Origin of the sequence: Gordonia marina (genome assembly GCF_052036135.1) — a bacterium.
Lineage (GTDB): Bacteria > Actinomycetota > Actinomycetes > Mycobacteriales > Mycobacteriaceae > Gordonia.
Genome location: NZ_JBPSDN010000074.1, coordinates 1 through 3145, shown reverse-complemented (window position 1 = coordinate 3145; position 3145 = coordinate 1). Strand labels below are relative to the sequence as shown.

General features: G+C 61.1%; 2 protein-coding genes. Both read right to left on the bottom strand.

What is annotated here, in order from left to right:
* Positions 1-66: 66 nt before the first annotated feature.
* Positions 67-783: a M48 family metallopeptidase gene (locus tag ACSEEN_RS21260; protein WP_440714243.1), complete on the bottom strand. Its 717-nt coding sequence runs from the start codon at positions 781-783 to the stop codon at positions 67-69.
* On the bottom strand, positions 770-3007 hold the full coding sequence (locus ACSEEN_RS21255) for a type I restriction endonuclease subunit R (RefSeq protein WP_440714242.1): 2238 nt from the start codon (positions 3005-3007) through the stop codon (positions 770-772). Before ACSEEN_RS21255 ends, ACSEEN_RS21260 begins: the two co-directional genes overlap by 14 nt.
* Between the last annotated feature and the right edge of the window lie 138 nt (positions 3008-3145).

Genomic DNA, 3145 nt, shown 5'->3' with positions numbered 1-3145 from the left:
CCGACCGCGATCTCCGTCCGGTCCGCCACCGTCAACATCATCCGTCCCAGCCCCACCCAGGGTCTCCTACCGCGCTACCCGCAACCCCTCGTGGCCTGCAGTGTTGCTACGACGGTATGACACCGCCAAGTGCTGATCCATCAGGCTGGTGAACCTCTCGCCATGGTTGCGTTCGAAGTAGTGCGTCATCTCGTGGACGACGATGTATTCCAGGCAGTCGGGGTGTTTCTTGGCGAGTTCGGCGTTGAACCAGATGTGCTGGGTTTCACGGTTGCAGGAGCCCCATTTGGTCTTCATGCGACGGATCGTCCACTTCGGCACAGTCGCGCCGAGCGCCTGCTCCCACTTGGTGATGAGGTCGGGGATTGCTTGGCGAAGTTGGTCGCGATACCACTTGTCGAGATGGTCGCGTCGCTTCTCGGCCGGGGTGTCGGCAGGCACATAGAGGACGAGTCGTCCCCCGTCGATCTCGAAATGTGCCCTGCCCGGCCGTTCGACTACCTTGAGCCGACGACGGACACCCCACACATAGTGCGACTCGCCGGTGATCATCTCCCGTTCGGACTGGCGCTCGGCGGAGCGCAGCTTGTCGCGCTGCCGCTTGATCCACGGCAGGCGCTGGATGACTGCCAGGCGCACCGCATCGTCGTCAAGTCGTGTTGGTGCGGCAACGCGCACGCGGCCCATTGGTGGGTAGACGCCGATGTGCAGGTTCTTGATGTCCTTGTAGATGACGTCGATGTCGATGCCGCGGACGGTGAGGTAGGCGTTAGCGGTACTCATCGCGCGCCTTCACCAGTTCAAATAGTTCATCGAGTCGGTCGAATCCGTCGGGCAGTGTTCGGCTGATAGCTCGCCTGACAACCTTCTCCTTCATGGAGTTACCGACCCAGTCGTGCGGCTTGCTGGTCAAGATCGCCGTATCTACCTGGATTGGGATGGTCGGATCGGGCCAGCCGAAGTCGACCAGTGCACGGCGGGCGCCGTTGTCGGCCCAGTCGGGGTACTGGGTGTCGGACTCCTTGGTGCCGAGCTGCTTGGCGGCGTCGAGTAGCTTGGCCAGGTATTCCTGGTAGTCGATGGCCTCCTGGCGGCGCTGTTCGATGATGGCGTCGAGCAGTTGGCTCATCTTGTCGTAGTACTTGGGGTTCATCGCGCGCTCGTCGATGATCACCTTGCGCATGTTGTTGGTGATCGTCTCGGCGACTGCTTCGGGGTTGCTCTTGATCCCCTCGGGAAGCTTGTCGATCGCCCCAGCGCCGAGTTTGACGATCAGGTCGATCAATCCGGTGTCTTCGAAGTTGGATACGACTTCGGAGGCCCCGGCCTGGATGTAGGTGTCGAGTAGGAAGCGCATACCTGCTTCGTACTGCTTGAAGTCGACGTCCTCACCTGCCCCGAGCTTCACCTCGGCGCGCACGTCGACGTAGTGGGCGATCTCGTTCTGGATCGCCGCAGCCTCGGCCACGCTGTAGCCGGCGGCGGTCATATCGTTGGCGAGGTTGGCGTAGGCACGGGTGACGGCCGCAACCGCCTTGTACAACTCGACGCGCTTCGGTTCGTTCGCCTTGAGTTGGTCGGCATTGCCCTGCTGGGCGGCGCAGAAGTACTGCTGGTATTGCAGTGTGTTCTTCGGCGGCGCAACGGGTTCGACGAGGGCACGAATGCGTTCGAGTGCCTCGTCAAGGTTCTCGCGGGCCTTGTCGATACGGTCCGAGAGGAGCCCCTCGATGTCCTTCTTCTCGTAGCCGTCCAGCGCCCCCGACGTGTAGTCACCTACCGCGTCCTCGATGGAATTGAACAGGTCTTGGTAGTCGACGATGTAGCCGTAGTCCTTGTCGTCACCGTCGAGACGGTTGACTCGGCAGATCGCCTGGAACAGCCCGTGGTCACGCATCTTCTTGTCGATATACAGGTAGGTGGCGCTTGGCGCGTCGAAGCCGGTCAGCAGCTTGTCGACCACGATCAGCAGTCGCATCTGGCCGGGGTTCTCAATGAACTGGCGCTTGACGGCCTGCTCGAACTCTTCGACCTTGTTCACAGCTGTGTCTTCGGGTTCGTCGAAGTAGTCAGCCAGCATCTTGCGGTAGATGTCGTACTGGCGGATCTTCTCGGTCTTGCCCGCGCCGGAGTCTTCTTTGGCGATGTCGCTGACGTTCGGGGTGTAGCTGGTGACGATGGCGCACTTGCCCTTGAAGCCGGCCGCGACGGACATCTCGTAGAACTTGCAGGCTTGGTAGATGCTGGAGCCGACGAGCATGGCGTTGCCGCGCCCGTCCATCAGGCGGGGTTTGGTCTCCATGTCGAGCAAGATGTCGTTGACGATCTGCTTAGCTCGGGGTTCGCTGGAGACGACCTTCTGCATGGTGCCCCAGCGCTTCTTCAGTTCGGCCTTAGACAGGTCGGTCATGCCTTTGGTCTTGACCTCAAACCACTTGTCGACCTGTTCGGGACTGGTGAGCTGCTGGTCGATGTTGCGGGCTTCGTACTGCAGGTCGAGCACCACGCCGTCGGCGACGGCTTCGTCGAACTTGTAGGTGTGGATGAACGAGCCGAACGTTTCGATACTGGTGGCCTTGTCGGCCTTGAGGAGTGGCGTGCCGGTGAAGCCGATGAACATCGCGTCCGGCAACAGCGCCTTCATAGCCGTATGCATCTTGCCGGACTGGGTGCGGTGAGCTTCGTCGACGAAGACGAAGATGTTGCCCTTGGCCTTGAAGTCCTTTGGGATGGTCGCGTGCAGCTCTTTGATGAACTCGGCGGTCACGTCGTCATCGTCAGTGTTGCTGTCGGCGGCGCGGAACTTGTGTACCAAGGAGCAGATCAGCCACTGCTCGCTGGCGTTGAGCGTGCTGATCAGGTCGGCGCCGCTCTTGGTGCGGTAGATCTGCTCGTTGACGCCACCGAAGACCTTCTCGATCTGCTCGTCGAGCTCGGTGCGGTCAGTGATCAGCAGCACCCGCGCGTCGGGCTGGTTCTCGCGAATCCATTTGGCCAGCCACACCATCGTCAGAGACTTGAACCGCACTGGGTTCTTTGGAGGCTCGTGACCTTGGAAACGAGGATGAGTACATGCCGAAGGAACAGGTTCCCGGGAAGCCGCAGACGCGGCGCTACAGCCCGGAGGAGAAGGTGGCGGCGGTCC

What these genes read in the sequence shown, in the direction of transcription:
- ACSEEN_RS21260 (WP_440714243.1), bottom strand. Translation starts at nt 783, where the DNA reads ATGAGTACCGCTAACGCCTACCTCACCGTCCGCGGCATCGACATCGAC.
- ACSEEN_RS21255 (WP_440714242.1), bottom strand. Translation starts at nt 3,007, where the DNA reads ATGGTGTGGCTGGCCAAATGGATTCGCGAGAACCAGCCCGACGCGCGG.